The following is a 20,950-nucleotide window of genomic DNA, read 5'->3' as shown; positions in this document are numbered from 1 at the left end:
CCGGCGGCGCGGCGCGGGGCTTCGCCAGTCCCCGGGGCAGCGGCGCGGCGGGCGGATCGACCACCGCGGCGCCCGGCGTGACCAGGGCGGGCTTTTTCGGTTTGCGGGGGGTGACCGAACCGGCGACGCGGGCCCAGATACGGCGGTCGTCGGGGCTCAGGTCGTCGCGGCGGCTCATGTCGTGCCGGGGGCGTTCCCGTCGACGTCCTCGTCCGAGCCGGCGTCCTGCGGCCCCGGCGTCTGCGTCAGCAGGTCGCCCGGCTGGCAGTTCAGCTCACGGCACAGGGCGTCCAGCGTGGTGAAGCGGATCGCCCGCGCCTTGCCGGTCTTGAGGATCGACAGGTTCGCCAGCGTCACGCCGACGCGGTCGGCCAGCTCGGTCAGCGACATGCGCCGTTCGAGGAGGATGCGGTCAAGCTGTACGCGGATGGCCATCGGACTTTCTCTTACACCGGCGCGCGTCGGGTCGAGAAGGGCGGAGCCTTCTGACCGCGCGCCCACCTAGATTGTTAATTCGGATTCGCGGCGCAGGCGGGCGCCTTCGCGGAAGACCTCGGCCAGGACGAAGACGACCAGAACCGAAAAGGCGGGCGTGACCAGATCGAACAGGCTGGGCGGCTCCAGCGCGCCGCGCACCAGTCGCGAGACCAGGGTCTGGCCGATCCAGGCGCCGCCGGTCACCGTGGCCAGGGTCAGGCCGATCTGCTTCAGCCGGCTGACGTTGGCGGGCTGGAAGGGGTCGCCGATGCGCAGGCTGTAGACGATGCGGCGCAGGTGGCGGAGGATCAGGGCGAAACCGGCGAAATAGCCGGCGAAGGCGCCGACACCGAACAGGAAATAGGCGCGCGGCACGGGCACGCTGGTGCCGCCGTCTTCCGAGGTCGCGATCAGATCCAGCGGACCCATCGGAACGAAGGCGATGAAGAGGAAGGCGAGGACGGCGGCGCAGGTCAGCAGCGCCAGGATCCAGAAGGCGGCCCCGAGGGCGACGCCGAGCAGGCTGGACATGGATCCGGGACCGAGGGCCGGGAGGGCCGGGGTCCGGACGGAAGGCACGCGGATCCCGATCGAAAGCGACTTCGGGAAACGCATGGGTCGACCTCTCTGTTAGCGGGCCGGTCGGCGGGGCGAGGATGCCGCGCGGGGTCCGGCGAACCCACACGCGGTCTTATTCATCGCGATTGTCATGCCGATCGTCAAAGCTCCCGTGAGACTTTGTTTTGGCCTGACGCCTTTCGGGCTAGTTGAGGCCCTGGCGTCTGGCTGGTCGCCGTTCTGGCCGGTGTGGCCAGAACGGAATCAGAAAGCCTGGATCAGGGTGGTGAACAGGGCGATCGGCAGGGCGGCGAGCAGGAAGGCGTTGAGGATGCCGTGGCCGACCTTCTCGATGAAGTAGGAAGCGTTCATGGTGTTCATAGTCGTTCTCCGTTGGTCCTGAGCGAGGGATGTTTTCACCCCTCTTTTGTTGTTCCGCTGCATCGATCTTGCCGGTATCGGCTCGTTCGGGGAACGTCGCGGCGTCCGTCCTTGAAGACATAGATAGGACATGCCTAACCAAAAGGCACGTTACATATCGTTTAACGATATTAAACTTTGGCAATGGATTGTTGCGGAGCGCGTGATCGGGATGAAACTGAAGCTTATCAAGGGGATGCGGCTCGTGATGGCGACCCACAACCCCGGCAAGGCCGTCGAGATCGACGCGCTTCTGGGCGGACATTACGCGGTGGTCACCGCCGCCAGCCTGAATCTGCCCGAACCGGACGAGACCGAGAGCACCTTCACGGGCAACGCCCTGCTCAAGGCCCGCCATGCGGCCGACCTTTCGGGCGAGGTCGCCCTGGCCGACGACTCCGGCCTGTCGGTGGCGGCCCTGGACGGGGCGCCCGGCATCTTTTCCGCCCGCTGGGCCGGACCGGACAAGGATTTCGCCTTCGCCATGCGCCGCGTCGAGGAGCGGCTGGAGGAGACGGGCTCGTCGGATCGCCGCGCCTGGTTCACCTCGGCCCTCGCCGTCGCCTGGCCCGACGGCCCGGCGGTGGTGGTCGAGGGCCGCGTCGACGGCCTGCTGACCTTCCCCCCGCGCGGCGACCGCGGCTTCGGCTATGATCCCATCTTCATTGCCGACGGCCAGGCGCAGACCTTCGGCGAACTGGATCCGGCCCTGAAGGACTCGATCAGCCACCGGGCGGCGGCGTTCGCGAAGCTGAGGGCGGCGCTGATGGACTGAGTGGCGAGTGGCGAGTGGCTAGGGATTAGTGGTTAGTGATCCCTGCTCCTCTGGCTGCGGAAGGGCGGCGCTGTCCCCGCCGACGCACCGCCGCCGGCCAGCCACCAACCACCAACCACTAGCCACTAGCCACGTCTCATGCCCTCTGTCCCCCACCCAGGCTCCGACCTCGCCCTCTACGTCCACTGGCCGTATTGCGCCCGCATCTGCCCCTATTGCGACTTCAATGTCGTGCGCGACCGGGGCCGGGGCGAGGAACAGGCGTCGCTGGTGGCGGCCATCCTCGCCGACATGGAGGCGCAGGCCGCCCTGACCGGCCCGCGCCGGCTGGCGTCGATCTTCTTCGGCGGCGGCACCCCCTCGCTGATGGCGCCCGCGGCCGTGGCCGCCGTCATCGACCGCGCCCACGCCCTGTTCCCGCCGCGCGCCCCGATCGAGATCACGCTCGAGGCCAATCCCACCGACGCCGAGGCGGCGCGGTTCGCCGCCCTGGCCGGGGCCGGGGTCAACCGCCTGTCCATGGGGGTGCAGGCGCTGGACGACGCGGCCCTCGCCTTCCTGGGGCGCAATCATTCGGCGGACGAGGCCCGCCGCGCCGTCGCCGTCGCCGCCCGCGCCTTCCCGCGGCTGTCCATCGACCTGATCTACGCCCGCCCCGACCAGACCGTCGCCGGCTGGGCCGCCGAACTGGCGGGGGCGATCGACCTCGGCTTCGAACACGTCTCGCCCTATCAGCTGACCATAGAGCCCGTGACCGCCTTCGGTCGCGGCGTGGCCCGCGGCGCCTGGACCCCGCCCGACGAGGACTGCTCCGCCGCCCTGTACGAAACCACCCAGACCGTCCTCGAGGCCGCCGGCTTCGACGCCTATGAGGTCTCCAACCACGCGCGGGGCGAGGCCGCCCGTTCGGCCCACAATCTCCACGTCTGGCGCGGCGGCGACTATCTGGGCCTCGGCCCGGGCGCGCACGGGCGGTTGACGCTGGACGGGGCGCGGACGGCGACCGTCGCGCACAAGGGGATCGGGGCGTACATCGCCGGCGTCGCGGCCGGCGCCCCGTGGAGCGAGCGGGACAGCCAGTCGCTGCGCGACGCCGCGGAGGAGAAGGTGCTGCTGGGGCTGCGGACGGTCGAGGGCGTGGCCCTGACCGATCTGGCCGTCCTCGGCCGCACCGGAACCGCCGGGCCGCTCGCGGGGCTGATCGCGGACGGGTTCCTGGCCGTGGAGGCGGGACGGGTCAGGGCCACCGGGGCAGGACGCCCCGTGCTGGACGGCGTGCTGCGAGCCCTGCTGGTCTGATCCGCCGTCAGAACGACCGCGTCAGCGACAGCGACGCCTGGCTGTAGTCATAGCCCTGGCCCGAGGCGACCGGGGCGCTGCTGTGCAGGACCGCGGCCTTGACGTGCCAGTCGCGGGTGATCGGCGGGCTGGTCACCGAGGCCTCGAAATGCCGCGCCGCCCGCCAGTCCGAGCCGGCCTCGCGCTGGACGCCCAGGCTCACCGCCGCCTGATAGCGCCAGCCGCCGTGGAATCGCCGGATCTGCACCACAGGCAGGACCTCGACGTACCATTCGGGCGAAAAATAGTCGGCCTCGGCGGGCACGCTGTTGTGGAAATAGCGGGTCCGCAGCTGGACGCTGAGCCCCCAGTCCGGCCTGACGACATGAATGGCGCGGGCCCGCAGATGGGTGCGCAGGTTGTCGCCGTCGAAATCCTGAACCCCGACCAGGGCGGTCAGGGTGTTGCGCTCATCCACCGGCAGGTCGAGGGCCGCTCCGGCGAAGGTGGAATACAGGGCCCGGTCCAGGCCCTGCGGCGTCTCGAGCCGCTCGCGCTCGATGAAATACTCCTGCCGGATGCGGCCGTCATTGTGGACGCCGAGCGATCCCAGGACGGACTCGCCATTGGTCCCGACCATGCCGTTCCATGACCAGTCCTCGCCGGGCTGCGCGAACTGATAATAGAGCCGCTGCTCCTCAAGGGCCGGTCCGGTCGCTGGCGCGAAGCGCGCGGTCTCAAGCCTGACGCCCTGACGGTCTTCCGGCGTGCGATAGCGCCAGTCATAGCTGACGCCCGCCTTCACCGTCTCCGCCTCGTCCGCGTCGGTGGAGGCGAACAGGTCGGCGCTGACGGCCTGCCAGTAGGGGACCTCCTGGGCCTCGGCGGCCGGGGCGAACCCAAACGCCGCCGCGACCAGCATCATCGCAATGATGCGGTTCATTTCGTACCCCAGTTCTTTCTCAGACCGGCCAGTTCGGCGAAATAGCCGCCGACGCAGACCGGTTGCATCAGCAGGCTGTAGGCGAAGACATAGAAGAGGAAGCCGTCGGCATTGGCCCTGACCCGCATCCCCTGCGCGCGGAACATCTTCCGCTGCACCTGGAAAATGAACCCGTTCCAGACCGCCGCCAGCGGCAGCACCAGCAGCGTCAACGGCCCGGCGATCCAGTAGACGCCGAACAACGCCAGAATGAGGCCCGGGATGAAGGCGAAGGTGTAGACGAGGTCCAGCGGCAGGAAGAACAGGTTCCACCAGATGAACAGGGTCGACAGCCGCCATTTGAACAGCAGCGGCCAGTGGGCCTTGAACGCCTCGATCAGGCCCCGCGACCAGCGCCGCCGCTGCTGGGAGAACTGCCGGAACTCGTGTGGAACGTTGGTGAACACCAGGGCGTCCTCGGCATAGCCGACGCGGTAGCCGGCCTTCAGCAGGGCCCAGGTCACGACGATGTCCTCGCCGACGCAGGGCGGCCAGCCGCCGACGGCTTCGAGACCGCGCCGGGTGTAGAGCGAGAAGGCCCCCTGGGCGACCAGGGTGCCGTGGTACATGCTCTGCATGCGTTTGACGGCGGCGATGCCGTGGAAATAGTCCCACTCCTGGGCTCGGGTCAGGATGTTGCGGCGCGAGTTGCGGACCAGCACGGCCCCGGCGACGGCCTCGGTGCCCGGCGGATCGGCCAGCATCCGTTCGACGATGCGGCGCAGGGCGTCGGGGCGCAGCCAGCAGTCGCCGTCCACCGTGGCGACGAGGTCGTGCGACGCCAGCTTCAGCCCGCGATTCAGCACTGTCGACTTGCCGGCGTTGACCCCGAAATCCATCAGCCGGAACACGCCTCGCGAACGCGCCCTGAGCCGGCCGATCGCCCGCGCCGCGACCAGCATGGTGTCGTCGGTCGAGCCGTCGTTGAGCACGACGATCTCGAACCGTCCGGGATAGTCCTGGCCGGCCAGGCTGTTGAGCGTGTCGCCGATGTTGAGTGCTTCATTGAAGCAGGCCACCAGGACGCTGACCGGGGGATAGGCGGCCGGCGGCGCGTGCGGCGGCCGTCTGTCGAGCAGGATGGTGCCGATCATGAAGGCGTTCATGAAGCCCGGCACATAGGCGATGAAGCCGATGATGATCAGGGCCGCCGGGAAGGACGCGATCTCCGCCAGGTCTCCCAGCCAGCGTAGCGACAGAACGATGCTCAGCGCCGCCCAGGCGATGGCGAGACACAGGGCAAGCGTGAATTTCACATGGACAGGCAGGTATAGAAACCGCCGATCGCTCGCCGGCAGCGCAACGGCCAAGCTTGATGTATAGACAACATCGTTCTCAGGCCGCAAATGCGCAGCCGCAGAACTAAGATAACGCAGTTGTTTACTGATACGCGCGGACCAAACTACACGGTCCAGCTGACGCAGCCCCGCCTGTACTGGCTAGCAATGCTTTATGGCGAGATTCGATCCCGGCGAGGCGGGACGGCCGGCGAGCAGCTCACCGGCCCGGGTCGGGCTCAGTCCCGGATGAAATGCGGCACGAAGCGCGAGGTGTTGCGGGTGATCCGGCCTGTATCCTCGCGCAGGGCGATCCCGGCCGGTTCGTCGCCGACCAGCCAGGAGCCGACGATCACATGCTGGCCGTCGAACCGCGGCGGGGCGTGCAGGGCCTGACGGATGTGGCGGCCCTCGCCATAGCCGGCGTCCAGCCCCTCTTCGCGCGACGCGCCCTCGACGATCGAGATATTGGCCCCCTCGCGTGAAAACAGCGGCTTGCGCACATAGGCGTCGCCGAGGCTCGCATGGGCCGGATCGCTCTCGAAGAAGGACGCCAGAAGATTGGGGTGTCCCGCATGCCGTTCCCACAGCAGGGGCAGCAGCCCCTTGTTCGACAGCAGGGCCTTCCACGCCGGCTCCAGCACCGTCACCTCCGCCTTCGGCAGCGGCTCGGCGTAGTCGTCGCGCAGCATCTGCTCCCACGGATAGAGTTTGAACATGGCCTGGATCAGCCAGTTCTCGTCGTCGACGAAGCGGCCGTCGGCGTTCAGGCCGATCCGGTCGATGGCGACGAATTTCGGGTCCAGCCCGGCCTGCCGGGCGAGGTCCTCGAGGAAGCGGACGGTCTGGCGGTCCTCGACGAACTCGGGGTCCGACGAGAAATGCACGAAGCCCCCCTGGGGGAAGATCGCCCGAAACCGGTCGACCAGCTTTTCATACAGGCTGTTGAACTGGTCGGCGTCGGGCGGCAGCGTCCCGCTGGCGATCCCATCCTCCAGCCACAGCCACTGGAACACCGCCGTTTCGAAGACGCTGGTCGGGGTGTCGGCGTTGTATTCATACAGCTTGGCCGGCCCCGTCCCGTCATAGGCGAAGTCGAACCGGCCATAGAGCGACGGCTCGCGCCGGGCCCAACTGTCGGCGACATAGTCGCGCGACGCCTCCGGGATCTCGAGCAGCGACATCAGCCGCTCGGACCCCGCCGCCTCGTCGACCAGGTCGAGGCACATCTGGTGCAGCTCGGCCGTCGGCGCCTCCAGCCCCTCCTCGACCTCGGTCAGGGACAGGGCGTAGGCGGCGCTTTCGTCCCAGTACCGCTCGCCGGAATCATGGTGCCAGGTGAAGCCGACGGCCTCGGCCCGCGCCTGCCAGTCGGGGCGCGGGACCAGCGACAGACGTTCCATGCCGCCTCAGGCCGGGTCTTTGGAGGCGGGAACCGACGTCCCGATCTGCGGCGTCACCACCTTGATCTCCTGCGCCGTCAACCGGGCCAGGACGTCGTCGGCCGAGGCGTGGCCTGGCAGGATGCCGGCCTCGCGCAGCTTGGCGTCGAGGTCGGCGCCGGAACGCTTGTCCTCCAGCTCCTGGCCGACGCGCAGACGCTCTTCCTGGACGGCCTGACGCTGCTTGATGCGCTGCAGGCTGTCAGCGGCCGAGCCGATGCGCGAATGCGCCCCCTGCGACTGCAGGGCGACCGAGGTCTGGGCCTTCTGCACCGAGTCATTGACCTTCACGATGTCGATCTCGCGCCGCAGCGTCTCGATCTTCTGGTCGGTGGTTGCAATGGCGGTGCGCAGGCGGGCCTCCGCCTCCTTCATGCCCTCGATCATCGGGCCGCGCGTGCCGATCTCCGTCTCCAGCTCGGCGATCCGGCCGGCGACCTCTCGGGCCAGATCGGTCTTGCCCTGGGCCATGGCGGCGCGGACCGAGCTTTCGTATTTGGCGATCTGGTCGCCGAAGCTCTTGAGCTCGTTTTCGGCCATCCGGCGGCGCGCCACCAGACCGGCGAGATCGTCGCGGGCCTTGCCCTGGGCGGTGTCGGCGTCACGGATTTCCTGGTCGAGGATCTTCAGGGCGTTGGCGTCGACCACGGCCTGGCCGGCCTCGCGGGCGGTGCCGCGGAACAGGGCGGAGAGTTTGGCGAGCATGGACATGATTTCTCTCCCGGTTCAGGCGGCGTCGGCGGGGGCGCCGAAGGATTCGCGCAGGGCCGTCGCGTCGATGGCGTTCTCGGCGAGGGTGCGCAGTTCGATCAATATGGTCTGCAGCGTCGTCTTGCACGACAGTTCGCCCATCAGCTCATAGACGTCCTCGCCGTTCACCGAGGTGATGGCGAAATTCGACAGCGGCACGATGCGCTGGGCCTTGAGCAGGAATTCGTTGAAGGCGTGCCGGTCGCCCTGTTCGGTCACCGGCCACAGCAGCACCGAACAGACGATCTGCGCGCCACCGACGCTGAGATAGATCGGCAGGTCGCCGTATTCGTGCATGGTCGCCAGCAGGACCGGCTCGGCCCCTTCCAGCACCCTTGTGGTCAGCTCGCCCTCGCGGACCAGTTCGGACGCGTCCAGCGCGGCCTTGATGGACGGGACGGTCCAGGCGGTTTCGATCACGGCGTCCATAAGGGGGCTTGCTCCAGTAGGATCGGTTGAAAGGCTTCGACGCGGGCGTCTGACAATATCAGGACCGCGGGTGGACTCGGTGACGATGGCGTGAACCGCCGCCCTCACGTCGTCCCGGGCGGTGTTGGGCACCCAGAACTCCAGCTTGACCATGCCCGCCTCGCGACGGGCCCTGCGCCAGGCACGTATGCGCTCGTTGGCCGGCGACAAGGAGGGGGAGGCAGGATTACGCATGTTTCATGTAACGCGTAACAGGTACGCTTGACTTTGGCCATTCCGAAGCTGAATTTCAAACCTGACGATCTCTTTACCACCAGACGCTCGCGAGCCACCTCGCGGACGCGTAAGGGATGGCGAATGTTCAAGCGGCTCTTCGGACAGCGCGACGCCGAACCGGTCAACCAGCTGGCGATCGTGCGCAACATCACGGTCGGCCGCACCGTGGCCCTCGACCCGCTGGCCTGGCGCCGGCTGGGCGACGAGACGCATTTCAGCCTCGACCGCGACGCGCTGGAGATCACCGCCCAGGGCGTGGTCCGGCTGGACGACGGCGCGTTCGTGCATCGCTTCTACACCGACGACCACGTCATGCTGCAGGCCATGAGCGACGACGCCGGGGGCGCGGCGGCCTATGACTTCACCCTGTTCACCCCCTGGTCCTCGGCCTATCCGCCCAATGACGGCGCGCGAAGGGCCTGGCAGGACCGCCTGTCCGAACCGGTGTTCAAGGGCGCGCCCGAGGGCCTGCCGGAATATCCCCGCTTCTGGTTCTCCGAGACCGACGCCCGCCAGCCGCCGGTGAAGCTGTGGGAGACCATCTACGACGACCGGGCCGCCACCGAGCCCTATGCGAAAATCTACCAGACCTGCATGCTGTACGCGCGTGAGCTGGCGGGCGGCCGCGAACTGATGATCGCCCTCGAGCAGGAGCCCGAGGGCGGCGAAGCCACACATGAGATCATGATCGGCATCCCGCTGGACATGGCCGAGTTCCGCGCCTGACGGCGCCCGAGGGGGAGAAGACGATGTTCGACTGGTTCGCATTTCAGACGGGGGCGACGGCCTTCCTCATCGCCTTCGCGGCGGCGATCGTCTTCTTCTCGGCGTTCAAATTCCTCTATCAGCTTGTCACGCCCTATCATGAGCGTGAGCTGATCCGGCAGGGCAATACGGCCGCCGCCATCGCCCTCGGCGGCGCCCTGATCGGCTATGTCCTGCCGCTGGCCTCGGCCCTGTCGCAGACCGTCAGCCTGGCCGAGTTCGCAGCCTGGGCCCTGCTGGCCGGCATCATCCAGATCGTCGCCTTCATCATCGTCAGCCGCGTGCTGTACAAGGCGCTGGCCTCGCGCATCGAGGCCGGCGAGACGGCCGCGGGCATCTACCTGGCCTCCATCTCCATCGGCGTCGGCCTGCTCAATGCCGCCTGTATGACGGCCTGAGGCGCATCATGACCGACGATTCCCTGCCCGAAACCACCACCATGCGCCGCCTCAAGCGGTCGCGGACCCTGCAGGTCACCAGCCTGATGGCGACCGTCAGCTTCTCCATGGCCGCCTGCGGCTCGCCTCAACGCAGCATCCCCGTCGCAGAGCCCAACCCGGCCTTGGCCTATACCTCGCTCGTCGAGTGCAAGGCGGCCAACGACGTCCCGGACGCCGAATGCGACACCGCCTGGGCCGAGGCCCAGCGCCAGGCGTCCCAGAACGCGCCCCGCTATGCGACCCGGGAAGAGTGCGAGGGACAGTGGGGACCCGAACAGTGCCGGCCGCTGAACAACAGCGGCGGCGGGTCCTTCTTCGGCCCGCTGGCGACCGGCTTCATCATCGGCCAGATGATGAACGGCGGCTATCGCGGCGGCGGCGCCCTGTATCGCGACCGCGAGGGCCAGTACTCCAACGGCTACGGCGGCGGCTATCTGTCGCGCGACTACCGGACCGGTCGCACCGTCGCCAACCGCAATGACGTCGACGTCGCGCGCAAGGCCCCGGTCCGGGCCCAGAGCCGGACCGCCGTGGTCTCGCGTGGCGGATTTGGCGGCGGCGGGCGCGGCTACGGCGGATAGGTCGCCCGGCCTGTCCGTCGGCCGGCTCATGCCGATTTCCGCAGACGGGTATTCCCGCCCCGTATCTTCCGTGCCCTCGGCGCCCCCGATGGTGTCTTCCCGCCCCTTGGTCCGCCGCCCGAACCCCGTCCGTTTGCCTGGCGCCGATCCCGGCCGTGATAAAATGCGTGGATCGGGACTGAAATCCCGCCGCCACGGTCTTTGACATCGCCATCCAACGGATCCGGTTCGCCCGGAGCCCGCGCCAACCCGCGCAATTCCCCTCGTCCAGCGTCAAGCCACGAGGGGCGAGAGTATCGCTTTTCGGCGTTTTTCCCGGGTCGGCCCCCGCCGCCCTCCGCGCGGCCCCTGACCGCCCGCCCTTGAGCCGGGCCGCCCCCGCTGGCACGGTCCCGCCGATGTCAGACCCTGCGCCGTTCCCCCCGACCGCCCCACCGCCGCGCCCCGTGGCGTCGGGCCTCTATCTGGTGGCGACGCCGATCGGGAACCTGAGGGACATGACCCTGCGGGCGCTCGACGTGCTCGCCGCAGCCGATCTTGTTCTCGCCGAGGACACGCGCGTCACCGCCAAACTGCTGTCGGCCTATGGGCTGAAGGCGAAGCTGGAGCGGTGCGACGACCATGCGTCGGCGCGGGCCGCCGAAGGCGCGATCGAGCGGCTGCGCGCGGGCGAGGTCGTCGCCCTCGTCTCCGACGCCGGCACGCCGATGGTCAATGATCCGGGCTTCGTCGTGGCCCGGGCGGTGATCGCGGCGGGCCTGCCGGTGCATCCGATCCCCGGCCCGTCCAGTCTGCTGGCGGCGCTGTGCATCGCCGGCCTCCCCGCGGACCGGGTGCTGTTCGCCGGCTTCCTGCCCGCCAAATCCGGCGCCCGCCGCGCGGCGCTGGAAGAGGTCCGCACCGCCCGCCAGACCCTGGTCTTCTTCGAAAGCGGCCCGCGCCTCGCCGACAGCCTGGCCGACATGGCCGCCGTGCTCGGGCCCCGACCCGCGGCCGTCGCCCGCGAACTGACCAAGATGTATGAGGAGTGCGTGCGCGGCTCCCTCGCCGACCTGGCCGCCGACCCCCGCTGCCAGGGTCCGAAGGGCGAGATCGTCGTCGTCGTCGCCCCCGGCGAGATGGAAGTCGCCTCCGAGGCCGACGCCGACGCCGCCCTCGCCGAGGCGATGACCCGGCTGCCGCCCGGCGAGGCGGCGGCGGAGGTGTCGAAAGCCCTGAACCTGCCGCGCAAGCCGCTCTACAAGCGGGCGCTGGAGATGCAGGGCCGGTGAGCCCGGAGCGGCCCGCGACCCGGCTGAAAGCGCCCAGGGTCGTGCGGGCCAAGCGCGGCTGGCGGGTCGCCCTCGGGGCCGTCTCTCACCGGCTCGGCCACCGCTCGGAATGGCTGGCGGCGGCGCTGCTGATGGCCAAGGGCTATCAGGTGCTCGGCTTCCGGCTGAAGACCCGGGCCGGCGAGATCGACATCCTCGCGCGTCGCGGCAAGGTTCTGGCCGTGGTCGAGGTCAAGCGCCGCGCCACGCTCGAGGCCGCGCTCACCGCCCTCGGCCCTGACCAGTACGATCGTCTGCTCTCGGCCGGCCGGTCGGTGTTGCGCCAAAGACCCAGCTTGGCCGGTCATGTGCTGCGGATCGATACGGTGGCGCTGGCTCCGGGCAGGTTTCCGCGCCATCGTCGCGGGGTTGTCGCCTTCGGGAGGGGCGCCGCATGACCCGCGATGAAGCGATCGAGACGCTGACCGGGGCCGGGCAGGCCGGGGACGAGGCGTTTCCGCTGCTGGAAGCGGCCATCGCCTGCGCCATCCACGACCAGCCGTTCCGCGATCCGCAACCGGTCCGCACCCTCGCCGTCCACGCCGCCGAACGGCTGGCGGAACGGATCGGCGGCGAAGGCCCCGACGAGGCCCTGACCGAGACCATGGCCTCGGACCTGCGCCTGAACGGCGACCTGCTCAACCATGACAGTCCGGCCAATACGGACGTCATCGCCGTGGCCGAAAGCCGCCGCGGCCTGTCCGGAGCCCTGTCGGTCTTCTACCTCGACGCGGCGCGCCGGGCCGGGGTCAAGGCCCAGGGGGTCGACTTCCCCGGCCATTTCCTGCTGCGCGTCGAGACCCCCGAAGGTCCCGTCGCGCTGGACCCCTTCAGCCAGGGACGGCTGGTGCTGCCGTCGGAACTGACGCGGCGGGCGTTGCGGGCCGGGTTGACGCCCCATGTCGCGGACCGGCTCGACGTGCTGATGGCCCCGGTCACCGACCGCCAGGCCCTGATCCGGCTGCAGAACGTCCTGTTCAGCCGGGCCATCCGGTCCCAGGACTATGAAGGCGCCGAGCGTTCGGCCCTGCGGCGGGCCCTGCTGGACCCGGACGACCATCGCCCCTGGCTGGACGTCGCCGCCGCGCGCGAGAAGCAGGGGTCGCTGGCCGGCGCGCTCGAGGCCCTCTCCCGCGCCCGCACGGTCGACGATCCGATGGAGGTCACGCGCCAGATGTCGGTCGATCGGGTGAGGCTGCAGCTGAACTGAGTGGTTAGTGGCCAGTGGTTATTGATTGCCGCTTCACTTTCGGCGGAAGGGCGGCGCTGGCAGTGCTGTTCCGCCAGCGTTGGCCAGCCACTAACCATTGACCACTAGCCACTCCCTTGCGCTCGCCGCCTCCGCTGCCCATTAGCCAAGGTCCCACCGCTCGGAAGGACAAGGCATGCTGCGAGTCGCCATCCAGATGGACCCCGTCGAGGCCGTCAACATCGAGTCCGACACCACCTGGCTGATGATGACGACGGCCCAGGACCGCGGCTACGCCCAGTGGGTCTATGATGTCCGCACCCTGGCGCTGGAGGACGGCCGCCTGTTCTGCCGCGCCCGCCCGGTGACGGTGCGCCAGAACCTGGGCGACCACGTCACGCTCGGCGACGAGGTGAAGCTGGACCTGGCCGAGGACGTCGACGTCATCCTGATGCGCCAGGACCCCCCGTTTGACATGGCCTATGTCACCTCGACCTATCTGCTGGAGACGGTGCATCCGAAGACGCTGGTGGTGAACGACCCGGCGGAAGTCCGGTCCGCGCCCGAGAAACTGCTGGTGACGAAATTTCCCGGCCTGACGCCGCCGACGCTGATCAGCTCCGACCCGGTCGCCCTGGTCGATTTCCACGAACGCCACGGCGATGTGGTGCTCAAACCCCTGCACGGCGCGGCCGGGTCCGGCGTCGTCAGGCTGAAGGCCGGAGACCCCAATCTCGAGGCCCTGATCGAGATCCATATGACGGGCAGCCGCGATCCCCTGGTGATCCAGAAATTCATCCCCGCGGTCTCGAAGGGCGACAAGCGGATCATCCTGATCGACGGCGAGCCGGTCGGCGCGATCAACCGCATCCCGGCCTCGGGTCAGGTGCGTTCGAACCTGCGGGTCGGCGGCACCGCCGCCCCGGTCGAACTGACCGCCCGCGACCGCGAGATCTGCACCGCCATCGGCCCCGAGCTGAAGCGGCGCGGCCTGATCTTCGTCGGCATCGACGTGATCGGCGACTATCTGACCGAGATCAACGTCACCTCGCCGACCGGCGCCCAGCAGCTGAAGCGTTTCACCGGCGTCGATGCGGCGGCCCTGATGTGGGATGCGATCGAGAAGAAGAGGGCTTAGGGCTCAGGGCCTGGGCCTAGGTCTTTGGCCCTGGGGCGTCGGCGATGAGGATGGGCCCAATCCCCCACACCTAGGCCCCAAGCCCTAAGCCCCCCTTGCCAACCTCGCCCGTTCGTGGTTCGTTCCTTTCCCGGATAGCGGGAGGAAGCGATGCTCGCCAGCGTGGTGACGGTGGCCTTCGAAGGGGTGGACGCCCGGCGGGTGGATGTGCAGGTCCACCAGCTTCCCTGTGGCGACCACCCGTCCTTCACCATCGTCGGCCTGGCCGACAAGGCCGTGGCCGAAAGCCGCGAACGGGTCCGCGGCGCCTTCGCCGGCATCGGCCTGTCCCTGCCGGCCATGCGGATCATCGCCAATCTCGCGCCGGCCGACGTGCCCAAGGAGGGCAGTCATTTCGACCTGCCCATCGCCCTGGCGTTGCTGGCCTCGATGGGCGTCATCCCGCCGGACATGCTGGCCGGCTGGGCGGCGGTGGGCGAGCTGGGGCTGGACGGGCGGATCGCGCCGGTCGGCGGAACCCTGCCCGCGGCGGTGGCGGCCGACGCAATGGGGCTGGGCCTGATCTGCCCCGAGGCCAACGGGCCCGAGGCGGCCTGGGCCGGCGAGGTCGCGGTGCTGGCGCCGCGCTCCCTGATCGGCCTCGTCAACCACTTCAAGGGAACCCAGGTGCTGCGGCGGCCCGAGCCGGGGGCGATGCGCTCCGGCGACCGCGTCCCCGACCTGCGCGAGGTCAAGGGCCAGGAAAGCGCCAAGCGGGCGCTGGAGATCGCGGCGGCCGGCGGCCACAACCTGCTTCTTGTCGGTCCTCCCGGGTCCGGCAAGTCGATGATGGCGGCGCGCCTGCCGGGCCTCCTGCCGCCGCTGACGCCCAAGGAATTGCTCGAGACCTCCATGGTCTGGTCCGTGGCGGGGTTGATCGAGCGGGGCGCCCTGACCCGCGACCGGCCGTTCCGCGCCCCGCACCATTCCGCCTCCATGGCCGCCCTCACCGGCGGGGGCCTGCGCGCAAAGCCCGGAGAGGCCTCCCTCGCGCACAACGGCGTGCTCTTTCTGGACGAGCTGCCCGAATACAGCGCCCAGGCCCTGGATTCCCTGCGCGCGCCGCTGGAGACGGGCGAGATCGTGGTGGCGCGGGCCAACGCCCATGTCCGCTATCCCGCCCGGTTCCAGCTGGTCGCGGCCATGAACCCCTGCCGCTGCGGCCTCGGCGGCGGCGGCAAGGGCGCCTGCGGCAAGGCCCCGCGCTGCCAGCGCGACTATCAGAACCGCATCTCGGGTCCGATGTTCGACCGCATCGACCTGACGGTCGAGACGCCGCCGGTCACGGCCGCCGACATGGCCCTGCCGCCGCCCGCCGAGGGCACGGCGGAAGCCTCGGCCCGCGTCCTCGCCGCTCGCGCGATGCAGGAGGACCGGCTGCGCGCCGCCGGCATCGATCCCGACACGGCCCGCGACCAGGCCGTCAACGCCCGTGCCTCGGGCGAGACCCTGGACCGGTTCGCGACGCCCGACGATGCCGGACGGGCGCTGTTGATGCGGGCCGGACAGGCCGGCGGACTGACCGCGCGCGGCTGGACCCGAACGTTGAGGCTGGCCCGCACCATCGCGGATCTGGACGGTTGCGACGGAGTCCTCCGCCGTCACATCGCCGAGGCCCTGGTCTACCGCCGGTCGACCGTCGGGGCCCAGGGCGATTTCGAGAGGCGGACGGGTCAACATGCCAGCACGCCGGCCTTCTAGGTCCCCTTCGCCCCTGATCGCCGCCTCCCGCCACGGCTCCCTTCTTCATGGCCGCTGCCCGTTCGAATTCGGATAGCCCGGATGGCGGCCTGACGAGCGTCACTGCAGATTTTTGTCAGCCCGGTGTGAGAAGCGCGAAGGTCAGGCGAACGCTTTGAAGACAATCGCACCGTACCGGGACGGTGTTTCACCGAACGGCGAAAACAACTTCACACAAGGGCATCCGAACCGTCACCGTTCGGCGTCGGCCCTGTCACATCGGACTTCTATCGAGACCGCCGGGCAGGTGGGGCGTATGCGTCGTCGCGACCAGGGCTGAGTCCCCAGGCGCCATCTGCCGTGTGTTCCTTTGGATCAGCCACGGTGGAAATGATGACCGGCTTTCGACTGACGACCCTGCTCGCGATCTCCGCCAGCGCCCTCACACTCGCCGCCTGCGGTTCGGCCGAAGTCGCGTCGCCCGGGGAAGGCGATTTCGGCGGCGGCACGGGAGGCGGCGGCGGCGGACCTGTGACGCCGCCTCCGGGTACGCCGGCCACCGACTGCCCCACCGGGTTCGCCAATGTCGGGGTGGTGGCCGGCGGCACGCTCCGCGCCTGCCAGTTGCCGCAACAGATCAACGGCGCCCTGACGGTGCCGCTGCGCGCCGGCACCATCTATTCCATCAGCGGCCGCACCGCAGTCGGCACCGACCAGGGCGTCGACCCGGCGGCTCCGATCGCGGGCAGCGTCCAGGGCATTCTGACCATCGAAGCGGGCGTGCGCATCTTCGCTTCGGGCGGTTCCGACTATCTGCTGGTCAACCGCGGCTCGCAGCTGTTCGCCGAAGGCACGGCCGCCAGCCCGATCGTCTTCACCAGCCGCCAGAACGTCGAGGGGACGACGACCGAAAGCTCGCAGGGTCAGTGGGGCGGCATCGTTCTGGCCGGCCGCGCGCCGCAGGCCAACTGCCAGCTGACCGCTCCCGTCACCTGCACGGGCACGGTCGAGGGCACCAGCGCCTTCTACGGCGGCAACACGCCCGCCGACAACTCGGGCCGCGTGCGCTACGTCCAGATCAAGTTCTCGGGCTTCGAGATTTCGACCGGCAATGAACTCCAGGGCCTGACCATGGCCGGCGTCGGTTCCGGCACCACGATCGACCATATTCAGGTTTACAACAGCTCGGACGACGGCATCGAAATCTTCGGCGGCAACGTCAACCTGCGTCACATCGTGATCAACGGCGCCGACGACGACGGCCTGGACACCGACACCGGCTGGCGCGGCGGCGCCCAGTTCGGCATCGTCACCCAGCGCGCGCCGGGCTCCACCAGCCGCAGCGCCGGCTTCGAGTTCTCCTCGGCTCCGACCTCGGTGCCGCTGGCCACCCGCTACGTCTCCCAGCCCAAGATCGCCAACTGGACCCTGGTCGGCCGCAACTCGCCGACCGACGCTCACACGGTGGCCCACTTTGACTCGGGCAACGACGGCACGATCATCAACTCGGTGTTCACCAGCGTCGCCGGGTCCCTGGCCGGCTGTATGGCCATCAACGACGCGGACACCGCCACCAGCGGGGTGACCTTCAACTCGGTCTTCATGTCCTGCGGCCTGTCCTATCGCCCGGCCAACGCCGTCCTGTCGGCGGCGGCCTTCACCGCCGGTACGAACAACACCGCGGCGGGAACCTCGACCCTGACCGCGCCGGCGGCGGGCACGAGCCTGAGCAATCAGGTTCTGACCTTCATCAACGGCGCCAACGAAAACGCCGTGACCCCGGTCGCCGCGGCCACGACCTACGCGTTCTTCCAGAACACCACCTACATCGGCGCCGTCCAGAACGCCGCTGACACCTGGTGGCAGGGCTGGACCTGCGGCCTCACGGCCGGCGCGACCTGCTGACGACGGATGCGGAGGCGGCCCGCCCGGGCCGCCTCCGGCTTTCGCCCAGTCCGTTGAACTCCTTCAAGGCGCAGATCATGAAGACCGTTACCTTGACCCTGAGCGGGGTCCTTCTGGCCACCAGCGCGCTGATCGCGCCCGGGCTCGCCTGTGCTCAAACCTCGCCGGCCGCGCCGCAGGCCGCCGCCCCCCAGGATCCGGCCGCCCAGGACGAGCCCGAAGCCGCCGGCGAACTCGACGAAGTCGTCGTTCTCGGCCGCTTCATTCCGGAGCCGAACCGTGAGAGCGCGGAGGTCGCGGCCTTCCTGACCTCCGAGGATCTCGAGCGGACAGGCGACAGCAGCGCCGCCGGCGCCCTGGCCCGCGTGACGGGCCTGACCGTGGTCGAGGGACGGTTCGTCTACGTCCGCGGCCTTGGCGAACGCTATTCCTCGGCCCTGCTGAACGGCTCGCCCCTGCCAAGCCCCGAGCCGTTGCAGCGTGTCGTGCCGCTGGATCTGTTTCCCTCCAGCATCCTGGAGAGCGTCACGGTCCAGAAATCCTATTCGGTTGATTTTCCCGGCGAGTTCGGCGGCGGGGTGATCGACCTGCGCACGGTCGATGCGCCCAATGATCCCTTCTTCTCGATGTCGGCGTCGATCGGCGGCAATACCGAGACGACCGGGGATGAAGGCCTGATCTATTTCGGGTCCCGCACGGATTTCACCGGCTTTGACGACGGCACCCGCGACGTTCCCGGGCCGCTCGCCATCGCCTTCGGCCAGGGCGTTCCCGTCAACAGCGCCAACTTCGGCGCGCTGGAACTGGAGCGCATCGGTCACTCGCTCGTCAACTCGCCGCTGCGTCTCCTGCAGCGGGAAACGACTCCGGTGAATTTCGGCTTTGATTTCGCCGGCGGGCTGAAGTCCGACAGCAGTCTGGGCACGTTCGGCCTGATCGCCGTGGCCGGCTACAGCAACAGCTGGGCGACCCGGAACGGCGTGCAGGAGGAGGCGCAGTTCTCCGGCGCCGTCCTCGTGCCCGTCACCAGCAAGGCGTTCGAATCGAACCAGAACGACATCCAGCTGAACTTCCTCGGCGGCCTGTCCCTGATCACGGACAACAGCGACTACCGGTGGACCAATTTCTTCGTCCGCAACGTCACCAAGGAGGCGCGGATCAGCGTCGGTCCCGATTTCGACGCGGGCGGCGAGGTTCAGCGGACCGACTACACCGAATGGTACGAGCGCCAGCTCTTCTCCAGCCAGCTGTCCGGCGAGCATGAGTTTCTGGACGGCGCCCTGGAGTTCGCCTGGCGCGCCGCCTATGCCCTGACCGAACGCAACGCGCCCTATGAGACGCGTTTCGAATACGGGATCGCGACCGACGGCGCCTTCCTGCACGAGATCGGCGGCAACCGGATCTCGTTCAGCGAACTGGACGACGACATCGTCTCCGGCGGCGCCGACCTGAGCTACACCCTCGCCCTGTCCGACTATCGGGACGCGGTCTTCAGCGTCGGGGTCGCCTGGTCCGACAACAACCGCGACGCCGAGCGGCGCGACCTGCAGTTCGTCCCCGCCAGCACCCTGACGGAAGAGCAGCGCCGGTCGCGGGTCGACTACCTCTATTCCGACGCCAACATCGGGCCGACCGGCCTGATCCTGTCCGAAGTCACCGGCAGCGCGGGCAGCGGGGCGGCGGCCTATTCGGCCCAGCTCGAGGTCGCGGCCGCCTATCTCCAGGTCGACGCCGAGTTCATTCCCCTGGTCCGCACCACCTTCGGCGTGCGCTATGAGGACGGCTACCAGTCCGTCACCACGCGCGATCTGTTCGGCGGGGCCGCGCCCTTCGCCCCGACCGAGATCGAGGAGCAGTATTTCCTGCCCTCGTTCACGGCGACGTGGAATTTCGCCGAAGACCAGCAGTTCCGCCTCGGGGCCTCGCAGACCATCGGCCGGCCCCAGTTCCGCGAGCTGGCCCCGCAGTCCTATACGGACCCGGAAACCGACCGCGAATTCACCGGCAACCCCTTCCTCGTCGATACGGAAATCCTGAACCTCGACGCCCGCTACGAGTGGTTCTTCGCCCGCCAGCAGTATCTGACGGCCGGCGTCTTCTTCAAGGATCTGGACAAGCCGGTCGAGGCGACCATCGTCACCTCGGGCAATGCGCGCCAGCAGTCCTATCTCAACTCTCCGCAAGCGACCATTTACGGCGCCGAGATCGAAGCCAAGAAATACTTCGAGTTTCCGGACAGCGGTTCGGCCTTCATCGCTGACAAGCGCTGGCTGGTGCAGGCCAACTACACCTGGAGCGACTCGGAGGTGAACGTCGAACCCGGCGACTTCGTCCGGACCCCGGGCGGCGGCGGCGCCAATGAGGACGCCACCTTCTTCATCGAGGACGGCAGCCGTCTCCAGGGCCAGTCTGAACACGTCGCCAACCTGCAACTGGGCTGGGAAGACGACACGGCGCGCTCCCAGGCGACCATCATCGTCAACTATGTCAGCGAGCGCGTCAGCGCCCGCGGCGCCGGCGGCGCGGGCAACCGCGAGCCCGACTACATCCAGGACCCGGGCATCTTCGTCGACTTCGTCTACCGCAAGGATTTCGAAGCGGGCGGCCGCGAGCTCGGCTTCGCGCTCGAGCTTCGCAACCTGCTGAACACGGATTTCGACGAGTATCAGGAGCTGGGCAACAAGATCCTGATCAACAACTACGAGCTGGGATCCAGCGCCTCGGTCAGCCTGACCGCGCGCTTCTAGACGGCTTGGGGAGGCGGTCGCCTGACCGCCTCCCGGCCCGGACGACAAGACAGATTTGCGGCGGTTCGTCCGCCCACGTCGCAACCGTCACGGCAAGTTCGCCGGGCCGTCATCATCCCATGAAGCCCGGACACGGACGATCGGTCTAGGAAGGCCGCCGGGCCGTCGGGGTCTGGTTGGGGCACGCCACAGTGATCGGCGCAGTTCACAGTTTCAGCACGCGGTTTCGGGACGTCGTGGCGTCGCGGCCTGACCGCGTTCGCAGGGGCGTGGAGGGCGTACTCGCGCTGGGGCTGATCGTTCAACTGGGACAACTCGGCTGGATCCTGCTTGGACCCGAGACGACCTCTCCGGCGCCGGCTTCTGTCCCGGCCTCGTTCACGACGACCGATGCCTCGATTTTCCAGCGTTTTGACGCCTTTTTCCGCACGGGCGGGGTGAGCAGTCTGGCGGAGGCGAGTGCGGCGGGGAGCGGGCAGATGCGGTTGTACG

The 20,950-nt window shown here is 68.8% G+C and carries 19 protein-coding genes and 1 pseudogene; 13 read left to right on the top strand and 7 right to left on the bottom strand.

Translation table 11 applies throughout. The features are described 5' to 3' along the window. Positions 1-174 precede the first annotated feature (174 nt). Positions 175-435 (bottom strand): helix-turn-helix domain-containing protein, encoded by a 261-nt coding sequence (locus QQJ79_RS11805; protein WP_284223135.1) that lies wholly within the window; start codon positions 433-435, stop codon positions 175-177. Between the two features lie 66 nt (positions 436-501). Continuing rightward, entirely contained in the window at positions 502-1,008 is a 507-nt protein-coding gene (locus QQJ79_RS11800; protein WP_284223134.1) for a DUF2975 domain-containing protein, read from the bottom strand. Positions 1,009-1,627: 619 nt separating this feature from the next. On the opposite strand from QQJ79_RS11800, the gene rdgB reads away from it, so the two are divergent. Together rdgB and hemW are read left to right on the top strand one after the other, a co-directional pair. Further along, positions 1,628-2,230 carry an RdgB/HAM1 family non-canonical purine NTP pyrophosphatase gene (gene rdgB / locus QQJ79_RS11795; protein ID WP_284223133.1) on the top strand — a complete coding sequence of 201 codons (603 nt, stop codon included), beginning with the start codon at positions 1,628-1,630 and terminating at the stop codon, positions 2,228-2,230. A 138-nt stretch (positions 2,231-2,368) separates the two neighbouring features. Beyond that, the gene (gene hemW, locus QQJ79_RS11790) at positions 2,369-3,529 is read left to right on the top strand and encodes a radical SAM family heme chaperone HemW (RefSeq protein ID WP_284223132.1); all 1,161 of its coding nucleotides are present in this window, start codon (positions 2,369-2,371) and stop codon (positions 3,527-3,529) included. Positions 3,530-3,536: 7 nt separating this feature from the next. Here the strand turns inward: hemW and QQJ79_RS11785 are convergent, their stop codons facing one another. From QQJ79_RS11785 to QQJ79_RS11765, 5 genes are all read right to left on the bottom strand, one after another. After that, a complete protein-coding gene (locus QQJ79_RS11785; protein ID WP_284223131.1) occupies positions 3,537-4,451 on the bottom strand; it encodes a hypothetical protein in 915 nt (304 codons plus the stop codon). Beyond that, on the bottom strand, positions 4,448-5,746 hold the full coding sequence (locus QQJ79_RS11780) for a glycosyltransferase family 2 protein (protein WP_284223130.1): 1,299 nt from the start codon (positions 5,744-5,746) through the stop codon (positions 4,448-4,450). Before QQJ79_RS11780 ends, QQJ79_RS11785 begins: the two co-directional genes overlap by 4 nt. A 260-nt stretch (positions 5,747-6,006) precedes the next feature. Beyond that, positions 6,007-7,170, bottom strand: a complete 1,164-nt coding sequence (locus tag QQJ79_RS11775; RefSeq protein ID WP_284223129.1) for a glutathionylspermidine synthase family protein — start codon at positions 7,168-7,170, stop codon at positions 6,007-6,009. Between the two features lie 6 nt (positions 7,171-7,176). After that, positions 7,177-7,920, bottom strand: coding sequence for a PspA/IM30 family protein (locus QQJ79_RS11770; protein ID WP_284223128.1), 744 nt, complete (start codon positions 7,918-7,920; stop codon positions 7,177-7,179). A gap of 15 nt (positions 7,921-7,935) precedes the next feature. After that, entirely contained in the window at positions 7,936-8,388 is a 453-nt protein-coding gene (locus tag QQJ79_RS11765; protein WP_284223127.1) for a YjfI family protein, read from the bottom strand. A 357-nt stretch (positions 8,389-8,745) separates the two neighbouring features. On the opposite strand from QQJ79_RS11765, the gene QQJ79_RS11760 reads away from it, so the two are divergent. The 11 genes and pseudogenes from QQJ79_RS11760 to QQJ79_RS11710 form a co-directional block, all read left to right on the top strand. Continuing rightward, a complete protein-coding gene (locus tag QQJ79_RS11760) occupies positions 8,746-9,390 on the top strand; it encodes a YjfK family protein (RefSeq protein ID WP_284223126.1) in 645 nt (214 codons plus the stop codon). A gap of 23 nt (positions 9,391-9,413) precedes the next feature. Then, positions 9,414-9,827 carry a DUF350 domain-containing protein gene (locus QQJ79_RS11755; RefSeq protein WP_284223125.1) on the top strand — a complete coding sequence of 138 codons (414 nt, stop codon included), beginning with the start codon at positions 9,414-9,416 and terminating at the stop codon, positions 9,825-9,827. A gap of 8 nt (positions 9,828-9,835) precedes the next feature. Next, entirely contained in the window at positions 9,836-10,450 is a 615-nt protein-coding gene (locus QQJ79_RS11750; protein ID WP_284223124.1) for a DUF1190 domain-containing protein, read from the top strand. A gap of 398 nt (positions 10,451-10,848) precedes the next feature. Further along, positions 10,849-11,721, top strand: coding sequence for a 16S rRNA (cytidine(1402)-2'-O)-methyltransferase (gene rsmI / locus QQJ79_RS11745; protein ID WP_284223123.1), 873 nt, complete (start codon positions 10,849-10,851; stop codon positions 11,719-11,721). Continuing rightward, positions 11,718-12,158: a YraN family protein gene (locus QQJ79_RS11740; RefSeq protein WP_431307597.1), complete on the top strand. Its 441-nt coding sequence runs from the start codon at positions 11,718-11,720 to the stop codon at positions 12,156-12,158. Before rsmI ends, QQJ79_RS11740 begins: the two co-directional genes overlap by 4 nt. After that, the gene (locus tag QQJ79_RS11735; protein WP_284223122.1) at positions 12,155-12,970 is read left to right on the top strand and encodes a SirB1 family protein; all 816 of its coding nucleotides are present in this window, start codon (positions 12,155-12,157) and stop codon (positions 12,968-12,970) included. Before QQJ79_RS11740 ends, QQJ79_RS11735 begins: the two co-directional genes overlap by 4 nt. A gap of 175 nt (positions 12,971-13,145) precedes the next feature. Then, positions 13,146-14,087, top strand: a complete 942-nt coding sequence (gene gshB, locus QQJ79_RS11730; RefSeq protein ID WP_284223121.1) for a glutathione synthase — start codon at positions 13,146-13,148, stop codon at positions 14,085-14,087. 150 nt (positions 14,088-14,237) lie between these two features. Next, entirely contained in the window at positions 14,238-15,827 is a 1,590-nt protein-coding gene (locus QQJ79_RS11725) for a YifB family Mg chelatase-like AAA ATPase (protein WP_284223120.1), read from the top strand. 372 nt (positions 15,828-16,199) lie between these two features. Continuing rightward, the gene (locus QQJ79_RS11720) at positions 16,200-17,711 is read left to right on the top strand and encodes a hypothetical protein (RefSeq protein ID WP_284223119.1); all 1,512 of its coding nucleotides are present in this window, start codon (positions 16,200-16,202) and stop codon (positions 17,709-17,711) included. A gap of 77 nt (positions 17,712-17,788) precedes the next feature. Continuing rightward, on the top strand, positions 17,789-20,458 hold the full coding sequence (locus QQJ79_RS11715; protein ID WP_284223118.1) for a TonB-dependent receptor domain-containing protein: 2,670 nt from the start codon (positions 17,789-17,791) through the stop codon (positions 20,456-20,458). A 269-nt stretch (positions 20,459-20,727) separates the two neighbouring features. Then, positions 20,728-20,950, top strand: a pseudogene (locus QQJ79_RS11710) (type II secretion system protein N); the annotation flags it as partial.

Source organism: Brevundimonas denitrificans (assembly GCF_030160755.1).
GTDB classification, from domain to species: domain Bacteria; phylum Pseudomonadota; class Alphaproteobacteria; order Caulobacterales; family Caulobacteraceae; genus Brevundimonas; species Brevundimonas denitrificans.
Note: the sequence above shows the minus strand (reverse complement) of the source record. Positions and strands in the feature narration are given on the sequence as shown.

Excerpts from the sequence above, each read along its gene's own strand:
- QQJ79_RS11750 (WP_284223124.1), top strand. The coding sequence starts at position 9,836 with ATGACCGACGATTCCCTGCCCGAAACCACCACCATGCGCCGCCTCAAG.
- QQJ79_RS11755 (WP_284223125.1), top strand. The coding sequence starts at position 9,414 with ATGTTCGACTGGTTCGCATTTCAGACGGGGGCGACGGCCTTCCTCATC.
- QQJ79_RS11735 (WP_284223122.1), top strand. The coding sequence starts at position 12,155 with ATGACCCGCGATGAAGCGATCGAGACGCTGACCGGGGCCGGGCAGGCC.
- rsmI (WP_284223123.1), top strand. The coding sequence starts at position 10,849 with ATGTCAGACCCTGCGCCGTTCCCCCCGACCGCCCCACCGCCGCGCCCC.
- hemW (WP_284223132.1), top strand. The coding sequence starts at position 2,369 with ATGCCCTCTGTCCCCCACCCAGGCTCCGACCTCGCCCTCTACGTCCAC.
- QQJ79_RS11715 (WP_284223118.1), top strand. The coding sequence starts at position 17,789 with ATGAAGACCGTTACCTTGACCCTGAGCGGGGTCCTTCTGGCCACCAGC.
- QQJ79_RS11725 (WP_284223120.1), top strand. The coding sequence starts at position 14,238 with ATGCTCGCCAGCGTGGTGACGGTGGCCTTCGAAGGGGTGGACGCCCGG.
- QQJ79_RS11785 (WP_284223131.1), bottom strand. The coding sequence starts at position 4,451 with ATGAACCGCATCATTGCGATGATGCTGGTCGCGGCGGCGTTTGGGTTC.
- QQJ79_RS11765 (WP_284223127.1), bottom strand. The coding sequence starts at position 8,388 with ATGGACGCCGTGATCGAAACCGCCTGGACCGTCCCGTCCATCAAGGCC.
- rdgB (WP_284223133.1), top strand. The coding sequence starts at position 1,628 with ATGAAACTGAAGCTTATCAAGGGGATGCGGCTCGTGATGGCGACCCAC.
- QQJ79_RS11800 (WP_284223134.1), bottom strand. The coding sequence starts at position 1,008 with ATGTCCAGCCTGCTCGGCGTCGCCCTCGGGGCCGCCTTCTGGATCCTG.
- gshB (WP_284223121.1), top strand. The coding sequence starts at position 13,146 with ATGCTGCGAGTCGCCATCCAGATGGACCCCGTCGAGGCCGTCAACATC.
- QQJ79_RS11720 (WP_284223119.1), top strand. The coding sequence starts at position 16,200 with ATGACCGGCTTTCGACTGACGACCCTGCTCGCGATCTCCGCCAGCGCC.
- QQJ79_RS11770 (WP_284223128.1), bottom strand. The coding sequence starts at position 7,920 with ATGTCCATGCTCGCCAAACTCTCCGCCCTGTTCCGCGGCACCGCCCGC.
- QQJ79_RS11805 (WP_284223135.1), bottom strand. The coding sequence starts at position 435 with ATGGCCATCCGCGTACAGCTTGACCGCATCCTCCTCGAACGGCGCATG.
- QQJ79_RS11775 (WP_284223129.1), bottom strand. The coding sequence starts at position 7,170 with ATGGAACGTCTGTCGCTGGTCCCGCGCCCCGACTGGCAGGCGCGGGCC.
- QQJ79_RS11760 (WP_284223126.1), top strand. The coding sequence starts at position 8,746 with ATGTTCAAGCGGCTCTTCGGACAGCGCGACGCCGAACCGGTCAACCAG.